Origin of the sequence: Azospirillum argentinense (genome assembly GCF_000632475.1) — a bacterium.
In the GTDB taxonomy this organism is placed as follows: Bacteria; Pseudomonadota; Alphaproteobacteria; order Azospirillales; family Azospirillaceae; genus Azospirillum; species Azospirillum baldaniorum.
Genome location: NZ_CP007797.1, coordinates 407,501 through 424,703, shown reverse-complemented (window position 1 = coordinate 424,703; position 17,203 = coordinate 407,501). Strand labels below are relative to the sequence as shown.

Genomic DNA, 17,203 nt, shown 5'->3' with positions numbered 1-17,203 from the left:
CGAAAGTTTTCTTTGGCTGTGGATCGCATGATGCCCCTGGCACGCTTGCCCTGCAAACGGGATTGTCTGATGCTGACCCCCAGGAAATGTTGGGGTGCATGGAGGAGGGGATTAGATGCGGCGCTTGCCTTCGCTGAACGCCTTGCGGGCGTTCGAGGCCGCAGCCCGCCACGGCAGCTTCACCGGGGCAGCGAGCGAGCTGAACGTCTCGCAGGCCGCGGTCAGCCGCATGGTGCGCCTGTTGGAGGAGCGCATGGGCTTCCCGCTGTTCGAGCGGCGAGCCAACGCGCTGGAGCTGACCGAGCGTGGGCGGGCGCTGCAGCCCGGTCTGACCGGCGCCTTCGACGCGATCGCGGACAGCGTCGAGCGGGTCGTCGCCATGCGCGACGGCCCGGTGCTGACCCTGGGGGTGGGCGCCACCTTCGCGGTGCGCTGGCTGATCCCGCGCCTGTCGGCCTTTCACGAGAGCCACCCCGACGTGGAGGTGCGCATCGCCACCGGCGGCGCCGGCGCGCCGATCCGCGAGGACTGGACCTGCGCGCTGCTGCTGGGCGACGGGCATTGGCCGGGCTACGAGGTGGAGGAGCTGTTCACCGCCGACATGCTGCCGGTCTGCGCGCCCGCCCTGGCGCGGACGCTACGCCGTCCGGAGGATCTATTGTCGGCGACGCTGCTCTCGGTGTCGCACTGGGCGGACGACTGGCCGCACTGGTTCGCCTCGGCGGGGCTGGCGCCGCCGGCCGTGAAGGGGCTGTCCTTCGGCAGCTACGCCATGACCCTGCAGGCGGCGGCGGACGGGGTGGGGGTAGCGCTGGGGGCGCGGCTCTACATCGCCGACGATCTGGCGGCGGGCCGGCTGGTCACGCCCTTCACGCTGGCCGTGCCGATGGGGCGGGCCTGGTATCTGGTCTCGCGCCCAGCGCGGCACCGGGAGCCGGGCTTCACCGCCTTCCGGGACTGGCTGCGCGCCGCGGCCGGATCGCCGGACCCCGGAAAGAAAAGACCGCCGGAGCGTGCCCCGGCGGCCTGAAGTCGCACTTTGGAGAAACGTCACTCGGCGGAACCACGCGCATGGCGCGGCCTGCCGACTGGGTTTCAAAGGATAACCGAACGAAAACACTTATACTAGTATATCACTGAGCGCGCAAGCCCTTTCGCTCACATGACGGCGCCCATCTGCCAGGGCGTGAACTCGTCGGAGCCGAAGCCCAGCTCCTCGCTCTTGGTCTTCTTGCCCGACGCGGTGTCGAGGATGAGCTGGAAGATCGCCCGCCCGACTTCTTCGATGGTGGCGTCGCCGGTTGCGATGGGACCGCAGTCGATGTCCATGTCGTCGGGCATCTTGCGGAACAGCGGCGTGTTGGTGGCGAGCTTCAGCGAGGGCGTCGGCTTGCAGCCGAAGACGGAGCCGCGCCCGGTGGTGAAGCACAGCACGTTGGCGCCGCCCGCCACTTGTCCCGTGGCCGACACCGGGTCGTAGCCCGGCGTGTCCATGAAGACGAGGCCCGGCCCGGTGATCGGCTCGGCGTAGCGCACCACCTCGACGAGGTTGGTCGTGCCGGCCTTGGCGACCGCGCCCAGCGACTTTTCCAGGATGGTGGTCAGGCCGCCCTTCTTGTTGCCGGGCGACGGGTTGTTGTTCATCTCGCCGCCGGTGCGGCTGGTGTAGTCCTCCCACCAGCGGATGCGCTCGACCAGCGTCTCGCCGACCGCCGGGTTGACGGCGCGGCGGGTCAGCAGATGCTCGGCGCCATAGACCTCCGGCGTCTCGCTCAGCACCGCGGTGCCGCCGTTGCGGATCAGCAGATCGACGGCGTGGCCCAGCGCCGGGTTGGCGGTGATTCCCGAATAGCCGTCCGACCCGCCGCATTGCAGCGCCAGGATCAGGTGGCTGGCCGGCACGGTCTCGCGCGTCACGTCGTTGACGCGGGGCAACAGGGCGCGGATGCGCTCCACGCTCGCCCGCACGGTGGCGGCGGTGCCGCCGCTCTCCTGGATCGCCAGCGTCTGCAGCGTGTCGCCGACGGTCAGCCCCTCGACCTCGACCAGCTTGTCGATCTGGTTCACCTCGCAGCCGAGGCCGAGCACGAGCACGGCGGCGAAGTTCGGGTGGCGGGCGTAGCCGGCGATGGTCCGGCGCAGCGCGTCGATGGCGTCGCCCTGGGAACCCATGCCGCAGCCGTAGGCGTGGGTCAGCGCGACCACCCCGTCGATGTTCGGGTAGGCAGCCAGCGCGTCGCCGCGGAACTGGTCGGCGATCATCCGCGCGGCGGTGGCCGAGCAGTTCACCGTGGTCAGGATGCCGATGTAGTTGCGGGTCGCCACGCGTCCGTCCGGGCGGACGATGCCCTGGAAGGTGGCGCGCTCCGTCTCCGGCACGAGGTCGGTGGGGTGGACGTCGGCGCCGAAGGCGTAGTCGCGCTCGAAGCTGTCGCCCACGCCGATGTTGTGGACATGGACATGGTCGCCCGGCGCGATGGGGGCGGTCGCGAAACCGATGACCTGGTTGTACTTGCGCACCGGCTCGCCGACCGCGATCGCCTGCACCGTGACCTTGTGGCCGGAGGGGATCGTGGTCCGGGCGACGACGTCCGTGTCGGGCAGGGGGGTGCCCTCCGGCAGGTCGGCGCCGGCAACGACGACGTTGTCCGCGGGGTGCAGGCGGATGGTCAGCGATGCCATGGTGATGGTCCTCTCATGGAGATTCCCTCTCCCCTTTGGGGAGAGGGTTAGGGTGAGGGGGATGCGCGTGGCGGTACGTCCGGCAAAAGCGCAACCCCCGAGGGGGATGCGCGTGGCGGTACGTCCGGCAAAAGCGCAACCCCCTCATCCGGCGCCGTCGGCGCCACCCTCTCCCCGCTCTCGGCGGCCAAAGGCCGCCTGTCGCCGACAGCGCCCGCGAGCGGGCGCGAAAGGGAGGGGAGAGGGTTTTCACGTCAAAGCTTGTAGGCTTTCTTCGCCAGCGTGTAGGCGAGATCAACCGCCAGCTCCGCGGCCTCGTCCTCCTCCAGCCGGTGCTCGGCGACGAGCCGGGCCAGGAAGGCGGAGTCCACGCGGCGGGCCACGTCGTGGCGGGCCGGGATGGAGCAGAAGGCGCGCGTGTCGTCGTTGAAGCCGACCGTGTTGTAGAAGCCGGCCGTCTCCGTGATCATCTCGCGGTAGCGGCGCATGCCCTCGGGGCTGTCGTGGAACCACCAGGCCGGGCCGACGCGCAGCGCCGGGTAGTGGCCGGCCAGCGGCGCCAGCTCGCGGGCGTAGCTGGTCTCGTCCAGGGTGAACAGGATGATGGTCAGGTCGCGCTCGTTGCCGACGCGGTCGAGCAGCGGCTTCAGCGCCCGCACATACTCGGTGCCGGTCGGGATGTCGGCGCCCTTGTCGCGGCCGAAGCGCTCGAAGACACCCGGGTTGTGGTTGCGGAAGCTGCCTGGGTGGATCTGCATGACCAGCCCGTCGTCCAAGCTCATCTTCGCCATCTCGGTCAGCATCTGGCCGCGGAAGATCTCCGCCTCGGCCACCGTGATGGTGCCGCGCAGCGCCTTCTCGAACAGCCGCTCGGCGTCGGCGTCCGACAGGTCGGCGGTGGTCGCGGTGGCGTGGCCGTGGTCGGTCGAGGTGGCGCCGCCGACCTCCTTGAAATACTGGCGGCGGTTGCGCAGGGCGGCGAGGTAGCCGGCCCAGGTCCCGGTGTTCTCACCGGACAGCGCGCCAAGCCGCTCCACATTGGCCTGGAAGCCCTCGAACTCCGGATCGACGACCGGGTCGGGGCGGAAGGCGGTGATGACGCGGCCCTTCCAGCCGCTCTCGCGGATGGCGCGGTGATGCTCCAGCGTGTCGAGCGGCGACTCGGTGGTCGCCAGCAGCTCGATGTTGAAGCGCTCGAACAGGGCGCGCGGCAGGAATTCCGGCTTCTGCAGGCAGGCGTCGATCTGGTCGAAGATGCGGTCGGCGCTGGCCCCGCTCAGCCGCTCCGTCACGCCGAACACCGTCTCGAAGGCGTGGTCGAGCCACATGCGCGTCGGGGTGCCGCGGAACAGGTGCCAGTTCTGCGCCAACTGGCGCCAGATCTTGCGCGGGTCGCTCTCCACCGCCCCGCCGTCCTTGCGCGGCACGCCCAGGCTCTCCATCGTCACGCCCTGGCTGTAGAGCATGCGGAAGGCGTAATGGTCGGGCACCACGAACAGCGACGCCGGGTTCGGGAACGCCTCGTTCTTGGCGAACCAGGACGGGTCCGTGTGGCCGTGCGGGCTGATGATCGGCAGGTGGCCCACCTCCGCGTACAGCCGGCGCGCGATGTCGCGCTGCGTGGGATCGCTGGGGAAGAGGCGGTCGGGGTGGAGCATCGTTCATCTCCGGAAAAAGGGATGCCGGACGGGGGTCCGGTGCCCATTTGAATGGGTGGTTCGGGTGCGGCGCGTGGTGCTGCGCCGGTGGTTCCCCGCATGTCGGAATATATTAATATATCAGTTCCGAATGCAAGGACTTTGTGCGTCCCGCCCACAATTCTGTCGGCGAGACGCGCAATTCAAGAGGGCGACTGGTCAAGAGGGCCCGTCAGAGGCGGCGCGAATCGTGAGCGGCGAAATCGACGGCCCGCGGGCGGTAGCCGCTGGTGAAGAGGGGGGAGGAGATCACCATGTCGGCGGTCGCCTCGTTGCAGGCCATCGGGATGTTGTAGAGCGTGGCGAGGCGGGTCAGCGCCTTCACGTCCACGTCGTGGGGCTGGGCGGTCATCGGGTCGACGAAGAAGACGAGCAGGTCGATCCGGCCCTCGGCGATCATCGCGCCGATCTGCTGGTCGCCGCCCAGCGGACCGCTCTTCAGTGAGGTGATGTCCAGCTGGGGATGGGCCTCCCGGACCAATCGGCCGGTGGTGCCGGTGGACCAGAAGACGTTCCCCTCCAGCGCGTGGATGTTGGCGCCGAGCCAGCCGATCAGGTCGGGCTTGCGGGCGTCGTGGGCGACGAGGGCGATGCGTTTGCGGTCCACGGTGACGGTCCTTGCGGCTGTGCGCTCCGCGGTGGAGCTTCCATCAATATACTAGTATACTGATGAGTGGCGCAACGCGCTTCCCGGTGGGACAAACTGGCGCGGAACCGGGGCGTCGTGCGGGGTCAAGGCGTTTGACCCACCCCGCCGGGTATTAGTATATTGCGATGAAGGGCGGACCGTCTGCGGCGTGAACCAGCGGGTTCGGCGCCGGCATCCCGGAGCACCGGCGCCCTTGAATCTTCCTGGCAGGAGCGGGTGTTGAAAAAGGCGGCGCAGACATCGATGGCGGATTCATCGACGGCGGATTCCGGACAGGCCGAGGGCGTCAAGACGCGGACCCGGCGCCGCACGGCGGCGGCGGTCGCCCGCCCGGCCCAGCGCGGCACCACCGTGGCCGCGACGATCTACCGCGACCTGCGCAACGAGATCGTCTCGCTCCGCCGCAAGCCGGGCGAGCCGGTCGCCGAGAAGGTGATCGCCCAGGATTATGGTGTCAGCCGGACCCCGGTGCGCGAGGCCGTGCTGCGTCTGGCGGACGAGGGGCTGATCGAGATCTTCCCGCAATCGGGCACCTTCGTCTCCCGTATCCCGCTAGGCGCTCTGCCGGAAGCCATTGCCATCCGCAAGGCTCTGGAGGAGGCGACCGTCCGCTACGCCGCCAAGCGGGCCACCCGCAGCCAGATCGCCAAGCTGCGCGCCAACCTGGAACTCCAGCGCGAGATGGAGGCCGCCCAGAATTTCGAAGGCTTCCACCAAGCCGACGAGACCTTCCATGCGCTGTTGGCGGAGACCGCCGGCTATCCGGGATTCTGGAACCTGACGCAGCAGGTGAAGGTGCAGGTGGACCGCTACCGCCTGCTGACCCTGCCGGTGCTCGGCCGGGTGCCGGACGTGATCGCCGAGCATTCGGTCATCATCGAGGCCATCGCCAACAACGACCCGGAGGCGGCGGCGAAGGCCATCGACCTGCATCTGGACTATCTCCAGGTCACCATCGCCGACGCGCAGAAGGCCAACCCGCTCTACTTCACCGCCCCTTCGGAGGACGAGGCCGAGCCGGTCTGAGGTCGTTTTGCGCTCTTGGCTTTGGACGGAGGCTGATTTCTAATATATCAGTCACGTTCCTCCCAACACCGCGCATGACAGCCAGGAGACCGCGATGCAATCGCTCTACCGCGCCGATCCGGCCCGCTACACCGGCATGACCTACCGCCGCAGCGGACGGAGCGGGCTCGACCTGCCGGCCATTTCGCTGGGGCTGTGGCAGAATTTCGGCGGCACCGATGTGTTCGAGACCGGGCGCGCCGTGCTGCGCCGCGCCTTCGACCGCGGCGTCACCCATTTCGACCTCGCCAACAACTACGGCCCGCCGCCGGGCTCGGCGGAGGAGAATTTCGGGCGCGTCCTGGCGACCGACTTCAAGGCCCACCGCGACGAGTTGATCGTCTCCACCAAGGCCGGCTACGACATGTGGCCCGGCCCCTATGGAAGCTGGGGCTCGCGCAAGTACCTGACGGCCAGCCTGGATCAGAGCCTCAAGCGCATGGGGCTCGACTATGTGGACATCTTCTACTCGCACCGCGTCGATCCGCGCACTCCGCTGGAGGAGACGATGGGGGCGCTCGACCACGCCGTGCGGCAGGGCAAGGCGCTCTATGTCGGCATCTCCTCCTACTCGCCGGAAATGACCCGGCGGGCGGCGGCGATCCTCAAGGACCTCGGCACCCCCTGCCTGATCCACCAGCCGTCCTATTCGATGCTGAACCGCTGGATCGAGGGCGGTCTGCTCGACGCGCTGGAGGAGACCGGGATTGGCTGCATCGCCTTCTCGCCGCTGGCCCAGGGCATGCTGACCACCAAGTATCTGAACGGCCAGCCCACCGACGCCCGCGCCGCCAAGGGCGGCACGCTGAAGGCGCACTTCCTGTCGCCGGAGAATCTGGAGCGCGTGCGCGCCCTGGACGCCATCGCCACGCGGCGCGGCCAGACGCTGGCCCAGATGGCCATCGCCTGGGTGTTGCGCGACCCGCGGGTGACCTCCGCCCTGGTCGGTGCGCGCAACGTCGAGCAGCTCGACAACTCGCTGGATGTGCTGAAGAACACCGCTTTCACGCCGGAGGAGCTGGCCGAGATCGACCGCCATGCCGTCGATGGCGGGCTGAACCTCTGGCAGAACTCGTCGAACGCCGAAGCCGGCTGATCCGCCGAAATCCGACATGAAAAGGGCCGCGCCGGGGATGCCGGCGCGGCCCTTTTTCATAACCCTGTGTGCCTCAGCGCATGAGGAGGTGGGGGAGCCAGAGTGAGAAGGCTGGAACGTAAGTGACGAGGAGGAGGGTGACGAAGAGGGCGCCATAGAAGGGGAGGATGGAGCGCATGACTTGGCCGACGGAGATCTCGCCGATGGCGCAGCCGATGAACTGGGTGGTGCCGACCGGCGGGGTGTTGAGGCCGAGCGCGCAGTTGATCAGCATGACGATGCCGAACTGCACCGGGTCCATGCCGTACTGCATGGCGATGGGCAGGAAGATCGGCGTGCAGATCAGGATCGTGCTCGCCATGTCCATGAAGGTGCCGAGCAGGAACAGGATGATGTTGATCAGCAGGAAGATGACCAGCGGGTTGGTCGAGATGCCGGCCATCAGCTCGCCGGTGATCTCGGCCACCTGGTACAGCCCCATGATGTACTGGAACATCGTCGAGACGCCGATCAGCAGCAGGACCACGCCGGTCGTCTTGACCGTCTTGGCGGCGGCCGCCAGGAAGTGGTCCCAGGTCAGCGTGCGGTAGACGAAGGTGGTGAGCAGCAGCGCGTAGATCACCGCGATGGAGGCGGACTCGGTGGCGGTGAAGACGCCGGACGTGATGCCGGCCAGGATGATGACGACGATGAGCAGGCCCGGCGCGGCGGCGGCGAAGGAGCGGCCCAGGATCGACCAGCCGGGGAAGGTGCCCGGGGGATAGCCGCGCTTGACCGCGACGTAGTAGGCCGCACCCAGGTTGCAGACCATCAGCAGCAGGGCGGGGACGATGCCCGCGGCGATCAGCGCGCCGATGGAGGCTTTGCCGCCGGCGGCCAGCGCGTAGATGATCATGTTGTGGCTGGTCGGCATCAGCGCGCCGACCAGGGCTGCGTGGGTGGTGACGTTGACGGCGTAGTCGGCGTGGTAGCCCTCGCGCTTCATCATCGGGATCATCACCGCGCCCATGGCCGAGACGTCGGCGACGGGGGAGCCGGCGACGCCGCCGAAGAGCGTGCAGGCGACGACGTTGGACATGCCCAGGCCGCCGCGGATGTGGCCGACCATGTTCTTGGCGGTGGCGACGATCTTGTCGGCCACACCGCCGTGGAGCATCAGCTCGCCGGAGAAGACGAAGAAGGGGATGGCGAGGAAGGAGAAGACGTTCATGCCGGACATCATCTGCTGGAAGATGACGGCGACGGGGAGGCCCTCGTAGAGGATGGTGCAGAGCGCCGACAGGCCGATGGCGAAGGCGACCGGAATGCCCAGGACGAGGAAGCCGAAGAAGGTGACGGCGAGAATGGTCAGTTCCATGACGGTGCGACCTCCTCGCCGCGGATGATGGCGACGACGTGTTCGATGGCGAAAAGCACGATCAGGACGCCGGAGAGCACGAGCGGGATGTAGCGGACGGCTTCGGAGACGTGCAGGTTGGGGATGTAGTAGGCGGCGACGGAATTGCCGAGGACCCAGCCGTTGTAGGCCATGCAGGCGCCGAAGACGCCGACGAGGGCGTAGATGACGATCTCGACCTTGCGGCGGATGGCGTCGGGCAGCATGACGAGGAAGGATTCCAGGCCGATGTGTCCGGCGTCGCGGACCCCGACGGCGGCGCCGATGAGGGTGACGTAGAGGACCAGCACGATGGCCAGGCTCTCCGCCCAGGTCGGCGAGTCGTTCAGCACGTAGCGGCCGAAGACCTGATAGAACACCACACAGACGATGGCCATCAGGCCGACCATCGCCACGCACATCCCCGACCGCGCCAGACGCGCGTTCACCCGCGTCAGCAGGCCCGCGCTCTGCGGGGGGCTGTGGTCCATTGCTTGCAGCTCGATTTCCATGCCGCCGGCTCCCCTCAAAGGACGCGGCGCCGCCCTTCGGTCTGCCGAAGGGAAGCGCCGCGTTCGACTGTGCTTACTTCGTGTCCTGGATGCGCTTCACGAGGCCGTCCAGCTTCGGCGTGCTCGCGAACTGCTTGTAGACGGGAGCCATCGCGTCGATGAACTCCTGCTTGTTCGTGACCTCGACGATCTGGGCGCCGGCCTTTACGACCACGTCCTTGGACTTCTGCTCGCGCTCGTCCCACAGCTTGCGCATGTAGGGGACGGAGTCCTTGGCGGCCTTGCGGATGGCGGCCTGGTCGTCCTTGGACAGGCGGTCCCACGAGACCTTCGAGAAGACCAGCACTTCCGGCGCCATCGCGTGCTCGGTCAGGGTGAAGTACTTGGCGGCCTCGAAGTGGCGCGAGGACTCGTAGGACGGGTAGTTGTTCTCCGCCGCGTCGACGATGCCGGTCTTCAGCGCGGTGTAGACCTCGCCGAAGGGCATCGGCGTGGCGTTGGCGCCCAGCGCCTGGATCATGGCGACGAACAGGTCGGACTGCTGGACGCGGATCTTGGCGCCCTTCATGTCGGCCAGCGTCTTGTAGGGCTTGGCGGCCGAATACATGCTGCGCGAGCCGCTGTCGTAGAAGGCCAGGCCGATCATGCCCTGGCTTTCCATGGCGGCCAGGATCTCGTCGCCGATCGGGCCGTCCAGCACGGCGCGCATGTGCTCGGTGGAGCGGAAGATGAAGGGCAGGGCCGTGACCATCGTCTCCGGGACGACGTTGTTCAGCGGCGCGACGTTGATGCGCATCATGTCGAGCCCGCCGATCTTCAGCTGCTCGATGGTGTCCTTCTCGGTGCCGAGCGCGCCGTTCGGGTAGACCTTCACGCCGAGCTTGCCGCCGGTCCGCTCCTTCAGGAGCTTGTCGACGTACTTCACCGCCTCGACGGTCGGGTAGTCGGCCGGGTGGATGTCCGCGGAGCGGAAGTCGCGGGCCACGACCGGGGTGGCGAGCAGGGTGCAGGCCGCGCAGGCGGCGAGAAGGGCGGCGCGGATACCGCGGGTCGAAAGATGCATAGCGTGTCCTCCTGGCGATTGTTCGGCAGCTTCAGGCTGGTTTTTTGGTTTGGACGGTTGGGTCCGGGAGCCGCCCGGCGCGTGTTCCCGCGCGCCGGGCAACGGGTGAAGGTCGGCGGGTGATGTCGTCAGGCGAGGAAGTCCTCGCGCGGGGGCGTGAAGATGTCGAGCAGGACGCCCGGTTCCAGCGCCACGACGCCGTGCAGGGCGTTGGACGGCACCATGTAGCCGTCGCCGGTGCCCAGCCGCCGGGTGACGCCTTCGATGGTGACGTCGAAGGCGCCCTTCTCGACCACGGCGCACTGGACATGCGGGTGGCGGTGTTGCGGCCCGATGGCGCCGGTCTCGAACTCCACGCGCACCATCATCATGGCGTCGTTGTGGCCGAGGATCTTGCGGCGCACTCCGGCGCCCAGATCCTGCCAGTCCACCGCCTCGTCGATCACGAAAACGTCCGTGCTCATCCTCGTCTTCCCTTTACTAGTGCGGGCCACTCGTCAGCGGGCGAGCCAGCCGCCGTCCACCGGCAGGATCGTGCCGTGGACATAATCGGACGCATCGGAGGCCAGGAACACCGCCGGGCCGCCCATATCGGCGGGCTCGCTCCAGCGTCCGGCGGGGATGCGGGCCAGAATTTCGGCGTTGCGGCGCTCGTCGGCGCGCAGCGCGGTGGTGACGCTGGTCGCGACGTAGCCCGGCGCGATGGCGTTCACGTTGATGCCCTTGCCCGCCCATTCGTTGGCGAGCAGCCGGGTGATCCCCGCGATGCCGCTCTTCGACGCCGCGTAGGAGGGCACGCGGATGCCGCCCTGGAAGGACAGCATGGAGGCGATGTTGATGATCTTGCCCTTCCGCCCGTTCCCCAGCGCGTAGCGCCCGAAGGCCTGGCAGAGGAAGAAGACCGACTTCAGGTTCACGTCCAGGACGGCGTCCCAGTCGGCCTCGGTGAAGTCCAGCGGGTCGTCGCGGCGGATCAGCCCGGCGTTGTTGACCAGGATGTCCAGCCCGCCGAGCGTGCCGACCGTCTCCTCCATCAGCGCGGGAATCGGGGCGATGCTCGACAGGTCGGCGGGGATCGCGGCGAAGCGCCGGCCCAGCCCCTCGACCAGAGCGCGCGTCTCGTCCGGCGGGGTGCGCCCGGCCACGGCGATGTCGGCGCCGGCCCGTGCCAGGGCGACCGCGATGGCCTGCCCGATGCCGCCGTTGCCGCCGGTGACCAGGGCGGTCTTCCCGGAGAGGTCGAAGGGGTTGGTCATGACGGGGTGCTTTCTGTCTTCGTCTTCGGCGGGGTCTTCGATGCGTCGTCCGGCTGCGCGCCGGAGAAGAAGAAGGGGTTGGCCCCCTGGGTGTTCGGGACGGACTCCATAAGCGCGCCGAGATGGATGACCATCAGCCGCTCCGCCTCGGCCGGGTCGCGCGCCGCGATGGCGTCCACGATGCCGCTGTGCTCGGCCAGCACATGCGGGATGCGGCCCGGCTCCGGCAGGGTCAGGCGGCGGTAGCGGTCCACCTGCATCTTCACCTGCTGGGCCATGGTCCACAGGCCGGGGAAGCCGGCGATGTCGGAAATCAGGCGGTGGAATTCCTCATCGGCCTCGTGGAAGCCGTCGAGGTCGCCCGCCGCCGCCGTCTCCTGCTGGAGCAGGACGTTGGCCCGCAGCGCTGCGATCTGACTGCGCGCGGCACGGACGGCGGCGTAGCGGACCGCGGTGCATTCCAGCGAGGTGCGGATCACCACCGCTTCGGGAAGGGCGTTGACCGGGATGCGGGCGACGAAGGTGCCGGACTGCGGGAAGATTTCGACCAGCCCGTCGTCGGCCAGCCGCAGCAGAGCCTCACGCACCGGGGTGCGGCTGACGCCGAAGGACTCCGCGACGTGCTTCTCCACAATGGGCTCCCCCGGCTTGCGCCGCATGGCCACGATGTCCCCGCGCAACGACCGGTAAATCTCCGCGGTGGCCGTAGCGCGGGCGGACAGGCGCGGTTCCTTGGCGGTTCCAAGCACCTTGCCGGGCACGGTCTCCGGAGCGGTTCCGGGCGGTTGAGCGTCCAGGGCGCGCCTGGAAGTCGAAGCCATTGCAGTCCTCCCCATGGGCCGGCCCGTGCCCCGTCCGGGACCGGTCCGTGCTGTTCCTTGAGGAAGAGCATATTAATATATCAGCGTGACGCGCAAGCCTGATTTTGAGGAAGGGGCGAACATTTTTTGGGGGAGGGGGGGATGGTTTCTGGGGACTCTACGAGTTCAGAATGAATAGTGATCCTTGAGCAGGCGGAGAGATTCATCGATGTGACGGGTGAAGGCATCAGCGCTTTACATGTTTGCTTCGCGCCAAGGGCAGCCCTTCAGCCATGATCGCACAACCAGATGAAGGCTTGGCAACAAGCTATCAGGCGTGCTCAGCCCAGTCGCGTCCCTTGCTAGAATAACCTTCTTTGGTGGTATTGTTCACTGGAGGTACGAAAATGGCGATCAAAAACATTTCAATATGTACGCTTCTGGTGAATCGCGCGAACGATCGGCACGGCGAGCTTGAGAATGAAACGGCCGCTATCGCTTGGCTGTTCAAGGAGCGCGAACAGCACATGCGCAACCTTGCGAAGGATATCGTTGATCGCGGTGAAATCTATGAATTTCCACTTGTCTCGCCTGAGAAAGATAAATTTGTCGTATTTGACGGGAATCGGCGGGTTACGTGCCTGAAGCTACTTGATGATCCTCGCAGAGGGCCGACCATTGAGCTTCAGGTATTCTTCCAAGAACAGCGGTCGCGTTGGAAAGGCGCGTTTCCCAAAGATATTCAGTGTCAAGTTGAACTGGACCGAGACCGGATCGACGAGATCCTGTACCGACGGCACACCGGCACACAAAACGGTGTTGGGCAGAGCACGTGGGACGACCGGATGAAGGCGACGTTCGTAGCTCGTACCGGCAAGGGTAGTGGACCCAGTGTTGCCGATGAGATCGAAAAGCGCTTAGCGGACGCTCACCTGCTGCCATTACGCCGAAAGATACCACGGTCGACACTCAATCGGTTACTGTCAGCAGAGCCACTGAGAAATCGGGTTGGTATCAGCATGAAAGGCGGAAGATTTCAGTTCACCCATGACGAGGCGACATCGCTTGGCGCCCTTGCCAGGATCGCAAACGACCTTGCAAGCCGCCAAGTGGTTTTAGGAGATATTTGGGATGTAGACGGTAAAGAGCAATATCTAAATAGGCTTGATGGCGAAGGCATATTGCCCAGTCCGAGTCACGAGGCCGTCAAGGTAGACGGCGTAACGACGAGGTCAAAGTCTGGGAAGGCAAAGCCGATTGCCAAAGCCACTCCGACGACGCGCTCCACGCTCATCCCACAAAAGGATTTTGGGTTGCTCTGGCCCGGCCGACTTCAGCGCCATCATCAAATTTGGGAAGAGCTTCAGTTTCATCTTGAACCGAGAAAGCATGCTAACGCGGTGTCGGTGCTACTGCGTGTCTTGATTGAACTCGCTATAGAGAATTATATCAAAGAGGCCGGCGTCACCGTCTACGATAATGATAAACTCGCTACCCGCTTGGAAAAGGCGGGCCTTCACCTTCAGGCAGCGGGCAAGATCGATAGCAAGCATATGGAGGTGATTCGCAAATTTAAGCAGGGTGACAAAATCGTCTCGGCGGACACGTTGAACAAGTATGTCCATTCATCGAATTTTGCACCGTCACCGGAGCATCTTATGTCAATGTGGGACAGCTTGGCGGAGGTAATTGTTTTATTTCTTAAGGCTTGATCTAAGAAGTGGCGGATTTCGGCTTTTGTTCAGTTCTTATGCGCGAGCTGTATTTTTAACTTCCGCCACTTCAATTAACGCTGCTATGGTTAGTCTTGTGCTTTGCTGCTTTGCGCGGAAAATAATCTATCTGATTAAGCACTTAATGCCTGTACGTCCACAGGTAGCGGCGTGTTCTGTCGCTGAACCGCTCCACCTCCCCAACGTTTTCAGTTCCACCCTCTCGCGCCTCTACCACCCCCTTGCCAGCCTCCGTCCGTAATGGCATACTAGTATGCAAGTTGCTGCGATGGACGCCATGACCGATTCGCCGACCTCATCCGCCCCCACCGACATCCGCGGCCCCCGCCTGCACGGGGTCTACGACGCTCTGCGCGCCGCCGTGCTGTCGGGGGAGATCCGCCCCGGCGAGGGGATTTCGGAAACCCGCGTGGCCGCCCGCTACGGCGTCAGCCGCACCCCGGTGCGCGAAGCCTTCCGCCGGCTGGCCGACGAGGGGTTCCTGCGCATCGTGCCGCAGGTCGGCACCTTCGTGGCGCCGATCCAGCTCTCCGCGGTGTCCGACAGCCAGTTCATCCGCGAGACTCTGGAATGCCGGACCGTGCGTCTGGCCGCCGAGCGGGCGGAGGCGGCGGACGTCGCCTCGCTCACCCGGCTTCTCGACTCGCACCGCGCGGTGATGTCCCCTGACCGCCATTCCGAGTTCTTCGCCCTGGACGAGGCCACCCACGCCGAGCTGGCGCGCATCGCCGGGCGTCCGGCGGTGTGGGACCTGCTGGTTGCCGTCAAGGCGCAGCTCGACCGCGTGCGCTTCCTGTCGCTGCACAGCGAAGGCTGGGCAGCCAAGATCGTCGGCGAGCACCAGAGCATCGTGGACCGCGTCGCCGCCCGCGACCCCGACGGGGCGGAGGAGGCCATGCGCGCCCATCTGCGCACCGTCTTCGCGGCGGTGGACGAGATCGCCCGAACCAACAGCCACTTCTTCGAGACGTAAAGCCCTTATGCGGAGTGTTCCATGCGCCTGAGCCCCGACACGTTGCCCTCGCTGCGCCCCGGCGTGCAGCGTCCCGGCTATGACCGTGCCGCGCTGACCACCGGAATCGTCCATCTGGGCATCGGCGCCTTCCACCGCGCCCATCAGGCCGTCTACACCGACGCCGCCCTGGCCCGGTCCTTCGGTCCCTGGGGCATCGCCGGGGTCAGCCTGCGCAGCCCCGACACGCGCGACGCGCTGGAGCCGCAGGGCGGCCTTTATACCGTCGCGGTGCGCGACGCCGCCGGCGAGCGGCTGCGGGTGATCGGCTCGGTCACCGAACTGCTGGTCGCTCCGGAGGACCCCGCCGCGGTGCTGGACCTCCTGACCCGCCCCTCCGTCCGCATCGTCACCCTGACCGTCACCGAGAAGGGCTATTGCCACGACCCGGCGACCGGCGCGCTGAACGAGGTCCATCCGGACATCGTCCACGACCTTGCCAACCCGGAGAGTCCGCGCAGCGTGCCCGGCTTCCTGGTGGAGGCTCTGATCCGCCGCCGCGCCGCCGGGGTGGAGCCCTTCACGGTGCTGAGCTGCGACAACCTGCCGAGCAACGGCGACACCGCCGCGGGCCTGTTGCGCCGCTACGCCGAGCTGCGCGACCCCGCGCTGGGGACGTGGTTCGCCGGGAACGTCGCCTGCCCGAACAGCATGGTCGACCGCATCGTGCCGGCCACCACCGACGCCGACCGCGACCGCGTGTCGGACGGGCTGGGCCTGCGCGACGCTTGGCCGGTGGTGACCGAGCCGTTCAGCCAGTGGGTGATCGAGGACCGCTTCCCCACCGGGCGCCCGGCCTGGGATCTGGAGGGCGCGGAGCTGGTCCCCGACGTCCACCCCTATGAGACGATGAAGCTGCGCCTGCTGAACGGCAGCCACTCCACGCTCGCCTATCTCGGCTACCTCGCCGGCTACGAGACGGTGTCGGATACCATGGCCGATCCGGCCTTCGCCCGGCTGATCCGCGGCCTGATGGACGAGGAGGCCGGTCCGACGCTGCACATGCCGCCGGGCGCCGACCTCGGCCATTACAAGGACGCGCTGATCGAGCGCTTCCGCAACCCGGCCCTGCGCCACCGCACCTGGCAGATCGCCATGGACGGCACGCAGAAGCTGCCGCAGCGCCTGCTCGGCACCATCCGCGACCGGCTGGCCGCCGGGGCGCCGATCGACCGGCTGGCGCTGGGGGTGGCGGGTTGGATGCGCTACGTCTCCGGCACCGACGAGGCCGGCCGCCCCATCGACGTGCGCGACCCCATGGCCGCCAAGCTCGCCGAGCTGGCGGCGGAGGCCGGACCGGACGCCGACCGTTTGGCGACCGCCCTGTTCGGGCTGACCGCCGTCTTCGGCGACGACTTGCCGCGCGACCCGCGTTTCACCGGCCCGGTGACCGACGCGCTGCGCCGGCTCTACGCCGAGGGCGCCCGCGCCGTCGTGCAATCGGTCGCGCCGGCGGGCTGAGGCGCCCCATCCCACAAATCCTATCGAGACACGCCGGACTCGGCACAGCACTCTTCTTCAAGGAGCAGACCATGGAACAAACTTGGCGTTGGTTCGGCCCGGACGATGTGATCCGGCTCAACCACATCCGTCAGACCGGCGCCACCGGCATCGTCACCGCCCTGCACCAGATCCCCTACGGCGTGGTCTGGTCGGTCAAGGAGATCGAGGAGCGCAAGGCGATGATCGCCGCCGACCCCTCGCTCGGCCTGCGCTGGAGCGTGGTGGAAAGCCTGCCGGTCCATGAGTCCATCAAGATCGGCGAGGGCGATCTGGCCCCGCTGTTCGACAACTACCGCCAGTCGCTGCGCAACCTCGCGGCCTGCGGGGTGACGACGGTCTGCTACAACTTCATGCCGATCCTCGACTGGACCCGCACCGACCTCGCCGCGCCGGTGCCGGGCGGCGGCACCTCGCTGCGCTTCAACGCCTTCGAGCACGCCGCCTTCGACGTCTTCATGCTGGAGCGTCCGGGTGCCGAGGACGATCATTCGCCCGAGGTTCTGGCCCGCGCCCGCGCCTGGTTCGACAAGGCGTCGGAGGACGACAAGAAGAGGCTTCTCGCCAACATCATGGCCGGCCTGCCGGGCGCCTTCGACCGCTACGACATCCCGGGCCTGCGCAAGATGCTCGACCGCTACAAGGACATGAGCCACGGCGCGCTGCGCGAGACGCTGGCCCGCTTCCTGCGCGAGGTGATCCCGACCGCGGAAGAGGTGGGCATCCGCATGTGCATCCATCCCGACGACCCGCCGCGTCCGCT

General features: G+C 67.0%; 16 protein-coding genes (1 of these 16 only partly in view). 7 read left to right on the top strand and 9 right to left on the bottom strand.

Going from position 1 to position 17,203, the window contains the following annotated elements; translation table 11 throughout:
* The first annotated feature begins 115 nt into the window (after window positions 1-115).
* Entirely contained in the window at window positions 116-1,030 is a 915-nt protein-coding gene (gene gcvA, locus ABAZ39_RS31180) for a transcriptional regulator GcvA (protein WP_040138205.1), read from the top strand.
* 128 nt (window positions 1,031-1,158) lie between these two features.
* Here gcvA and ABAZ39_RS31175 read toward each other — a convergent pair whose 3' ends face one another.
* The 3 genes from ABAZ39_RS31175 to ABAZ39_RS31165 all read right to left on the bottom strand — a co-directional run bounded on the left by ABAZ39_RS31175 (window position 1,159) and on the right by ABAZ39_RS31165 (window position 4,986).
* Entirely contained in the window at window positions 1,159-2,682 is a 1,524-nt protein-coding gene (locus ABAZ39_RS31175) for a UxaA family hydrolase (RefSeq protein WP_040138204.1), read from the bottom strand.
* A 254-nt stretch (window positions 2,683-2,936) separates the two neighbouring features.
* Window positions 2,937-4,340 (bottom strand): glucuronate isomerase, encoded by a 1,404-nt coding sequence (gene uxaC / locus ABAZ39_RS31170; RefSeq protein WP_040138203.1) that lies wholly within the window; start codon window positions 4,338-4,340, stop codon window positions 2,937-2,939.
* A 211-nt stretch (window positions 4,341-4,551) separates the two neighbouring features.
* Window positions 4,552-4,986 (bottom strand): methylglyoxal synthase, encoded by a 435-nt coding sequence (locus tag ABAZ39_RS31165; RefSeq protein WP_014199988.1) that lies wholly within the window; start codon window positions 4,984-4,986, stop codon window positions 4,552-4,554.
* A 285-nt stretch (window positions 4,987-5,271) separates the two neighbouring features.
* On the opposite strand from ABAZ39_RS31165, the gene ABAZ39_RS31160 reads away from it, so the two are divergent.
* A complete protein-coding gene (locus tag ABAZ39_RS31160) occupies window positions 5,272-6,054 on the top strand; it encodes a GntR family transcriptional regulator (protein ID WP_040138202.1) in 783 nt (260 codons plus the stop codon).
* Between the two features lie 94 nt (window positions 6,055-6,148).
* Complete coding sequence (mgrA, locus tag ABAZ39_RS31155; protein ID WP_040138201.1) at window positions 6,149-7,189, top strand: L-glyceraldehyde 3-phosphate reductase; 1,041 nt, start codon at window positions 6,149-6,151, stop codon at window positions 7,187-7,189.
* 73 nt (window positions 7,190-7,262) lie between these two features.
* Here mgrA and ABAZ39_RS31150 read toward each other — a convergent pair whose 3' ends face one another.
* From ABAZ39_RS31150 to ABAZ39_RS31125, 6 genes are all read right to left on the bottom strand, one after another.
* On the bottom strand, window positions 7,263-8,546 hold the full coding sequence (locus tag ABAZ39_RS31150) for a TRAP transporter large permease (protein ID WP_040138200.1): 1,284 nt from the start codon (window positions 8,544-8,546) through the stop codon (window positions 7,263-7,265).
* The gene (locus ABAZ39_RS31145) at window positions 8,537-9,076 is read right to left on the bottom strand and encodes a TRAP transporter small permease (protein WP_081863467.1); all 540 of its coding nucleotides are present in this window, start codon (window positions 9,074-9,076) and stop codon (window positions 8,537-8,539) included. Before ABAZ39_RS31145 ends, ABAZ39_RS31150 begins: the two co-directional genes overlap by 10 nt.
* A 73-nt stretch (window positions 9,077-9,149) precedes the next feature.
* Entirely contained in the window at window positions 9,150-10,139 is a 990-nt protein-coding gene (locus ABAZ39_RS31140; RefSeq protein ID WP_014199983.1) for a TRAP transporter substrate-binding protein, read from the bottom strand.
* A 128-nt stretch (window positions 10,140-10,267) separates the two neighbouring features.
* Window positions 10,268-10,603: a cupin domain-containing protein gene (locus ABAZ39_RS31135; RefSeq protein ID WP_014199982.1), complete on the bottom strand. Its 336-nt coding sequence runs from the start codon at window positions 10,601-10,603 to the stop codon at window positions 10,268-10,270.
* A gap of 33 nt (window positions 10,604-10,636) precedes the next feature.
* Window positions 10,637-11,395, bottom strand: coding sequence for a 2-dehydro-3-deoxy-D-gluconate 5-dehydrogenase KduD (kduD, locus tag ABAZ39_RS31130; protein WP_040138199.1), 759 nt, complete (start codon window positions 11,393-11,395; stop codon window positions 10,637-10,639).
* Window positions 11,392-12,216 (bottom strand): GntR family transcriptional regulator, encoded by an 825-nt coding sequence (locus tag ABAZ39_RS31125; protein WP_040138198.1) that lies wholly within the window; start codon window positions 12,214-12,216, stop codon window positions 11,392-11,394. Before ABAZ39_RS31125 ends, kduD begins: the two co-directional genes overlap by 4 nt.
* A 386-nt stretch (window positions 12,217-12,602) precedes the next feature.
* Here ABAZ39_RS31125 and ABAZ39_RS35260 point away from each other — a divergent pair, with 386 nt between their 5' ends.
* The 4 genes from ABAZ39_RS35260 to uxuA form a co-directional block, all read left to right on the top strand.
* Window positions 12,603-13,907, top strand: a complete 1,305-nt coding sequence (locus ABAZ39_RS35260) for a hypothetical protein (protein WP_081863466.1) — start codon at window positions 12,603-12,605, stop codon at window positions 13,905-13,907.
* Window positions 13,908-14,205: 298 nt separating this feature from the next.
* Entirely contained in the window at window positions 14,206-14,901 is a 696-nt protein-coding gene (locus ABAZ39_RS31115) for a GntR family transcriptional regulator (protein ID WP_040138416.1), read from the top strand.
* Window positions 14,902-14,922: 21 nt separating this feature from the next.
* Window positions 14,923-16,401 (top strand): mannitol dehydrogenase family protein, encoded by a 1,479-nt coding sequence (locus ABAZ39_RS31110; protein WP_040138196.1) that lies wholly within the window; start codon window positions 14,923-14,925, stop codon window positions 16,399-16,401.
* A 71-nt stretch (window positions 16,402-16,472) separates the two neighbouring features.
* A protein-coding gene (uxuA, locus tag ABAZ39_RS31105) for a mannonate dehydratase (RefSeq protein WP_040138195.1) crosses the window boundary here: on the top strand, window positions 16,473-17,203 show its 5' portion. The gene runs 466 nt beyond the window's last position; only the first 731 of its 1,197 coding nucleotides appear in the window; its start codon is at window positions 16,473-16,475; its stop codon lies off the right edge, out of view.

Excerpts from the sequence above, each read along its gene's own strand:
- ABAZ39_RS31160 (WP_040138202.1), top strand. The coding sequence starts at position 5,272 with ATGGCGGATTCATCGACGGCGGATTCCGGACAGGCCGAGGGCGTCAAG.
- ABAZ39_RS31115 (WP_040138416.1), top strand. The coding sequence starts at position 14,206 with ATGACCGATTCGCCGACCTCATCCGCCCCCACCGACATCCGCGGCCCC.
- ABAZ39_RS35260 (WP_081863466.1), top strand. The coding sequence starts at position 12,603 with ATGGCGATCAAAAACATTTCAATATGTACGCTTCTGGTGAATCGCGCG.
- ABAZ39_RS31150 (WP_040138200.1), bottom strand. The coding sequence starts at position 8,546 with ATGGAACTGACCATTCTCGCCGTCACCTTCTTCGGCTTCCTCGTCCTG.
- gcvA (WP_040138205.1), top strand. The coding sequence starts at position 116 with ATGCGGCGCTTGCCTTCGCTGAACGCCTTGCGGGCGTTCGAGGCCGCA.
- kduD (WP_040138199.1), bottom strand. The coding sequence starts at position 11,395 with ATGACCAACCCCTTCGACCTCTCCGGGAAGACCGCCCTGGTCACCGGC.
- uxaC (WP_040138203.1), bottom strand. The coding sequence starts at position 4,340 with ATGCTCCACCCCGACCGCCTCTTCCCCAGCGATCCCACGCAGCGCGAC.
- ABAZ39_RS31110 (WP_040138196.1), top strand. The coding sequence starts at position 14,923 with ATGCGCCTGAGCCCCGACACGTTGCCCTCGCTGCGCCCCGGCGTGCAG.
- ABAZ39_RS31135 (WP_014199982.1), bottom strand. The coding sequence starts at position 10,603 with ATGAGCACGGACGTTTTCGTGATCGACGAGGCGGTGGACTGGCAGGAT.
- ABAZ39_RS31145 (WP_081863467.1), bottom strand. The coding sequence starts at position 9,076 with ATGGAAATCGAGCTGCAAGCAATGGACCACAGCCCCCCGCAGAGCGCG.
- ABAZ39_RS31175 (WP_040138204.1), bottom strand. The coding sequence starts at position 2,682 with ATGGCATCGCTGACCATCCGCCTGCACCCCGCGGACAACGTCGTCGTT.
- ABAZ39_RS31125 (WP_040138198.1), bottom strand. The coding sequence starts at position 12,216 with ATGGCTTCGACTTCCAGGCGCGCCCTGGACGCTCAACCGCCCGGAACC.
- ABAZ39_RS31140 (WP_014199983.1), bottom strand. The coding sequence starts at position 10,139 with ATGCATCTTTCGACCCGCGGTATCCGCGCCGCCCTTCTCGCCGCCTGC.
- mgrA (WP_040138201.1), top strand. The coding sequence starts at position 6,149 with ATGCAATCGCTCTACCGCGCCGATCCGGCCCGCTACACCGGCATGACC.